2 protein-coding genes are annotated in these 1,053 nt (G+C 42.5%); one reads left to right on the top strand and one right to left on the bottom strand.

The features are described 5' to 3' along the window. Positions 1–17: 17 nt before the first annotated feature. Positions 18–197, top strand: coding sequence for a hypothetical protein (locus AMDU4_RS12410; protein WP_021788292.1), 180 nt, complete (start codon positions 18–20; stop codon positions 195–197). A 416-nt stretch (positions 198–613) separates the two neighbouring features. On the opposite strand, the gene AMDU4_RS12405 is transcribed toward AMDU4_RS12410, so the two are convergent. Further along, positions 614–1,053: alpha/beta hydrolase fold domain-containing protein (locus AMDU4_RS12405; protein ID WP_290705341.1), on the bottom strand; the 440-nt coding region annotated here is incomplete at its 5' end.

Below are 1,053 nucleotides of genomic sequence, written 5' to 3'. Positions count from 1 at the left end.
CATAATTAGACAGGAGCATGATAATTAAGGGTTCAACCATAGATTTTACTTCAAGACCTGAGGGATGTTATTTTTCTCCCAGATGTAATTTTGCCGAACCAGAATGTACCGGAATTCATCCTGAATTGAGAGCTGCGGACAATGCTTACCACTTTCAGAGATGCAGACTTTATCCTTCATGGGCACAGAGAATATAACATTGTGAGTGAGAAATTCCATCTCATTCATAATTACCATCGCAATGGATCTCCAATTATTTATGATGGAGAGGAATGGTATGTCATGAATACTGGAAAATCATACCAATTCCTATGCAGAAACAGCATCCTTTATGTTACTTTCAGGTGTTTGACCCATACTCAGACATTACCTCATAGACATAGATAAAAGGGTGTACTATCCCTGGGAAACATACACAAGTGATGATAGTAAAACAGGCCTCTTGATTCACTCCCAGAAAAGAATGGCGCTATAGAGGTCGAAATATTCCACGCTCTGAGCCTGACACATCATGAGATTTCGAGGGCATCCGTAACTCAAGTTTAAAACGGGCGCACTGATTGATTAGTATTTCAACCAGGGTCTGTCCATTGGTTATTTCGTAAAATCTCCTTTATTTTTTCTTCAGTTGATTTTGAATCCATTCCATCCTGTTTCTGAGTGCACGTTTTGACACCGTGGCCTCAGGAACTTGTGCATACCATGTGTGGAATGTGCCTGGATAAACATGAAGCTCCACTGGAACATTATTTTCCATAAGTCTCCTGGCATAGGATATGTCTTCATCCCTGAAAACTTCCATACCTCCGACTTCAATGTAGGCAGATGGCAAATTACATAGGTTTTCGGCACGTGCCGGTGCTGCATAGGGTGAGACATTATCCATTCCCACACGATCCCCAAGCAGGGCACGCCATCCAAGAACGTTCATTTCCCTTGGCCATGATGGCCATAGGCCTGAACACATATGGCTGGATGGTGTATTATTTCTGTCATCCAGCATTGGTGTTATGAGGGCCTGAAACAGTATCTCTGGTCCACCACTATCCCTAG

This window comes from Ferroplasma sp. Type II (genome assembly GCF_000496155.1).
The sequence above is the reverse complement of the archived record's forward strand: the minus strand, read 5'-3'. Positions and strand labels throughout refer to the sequence as shown.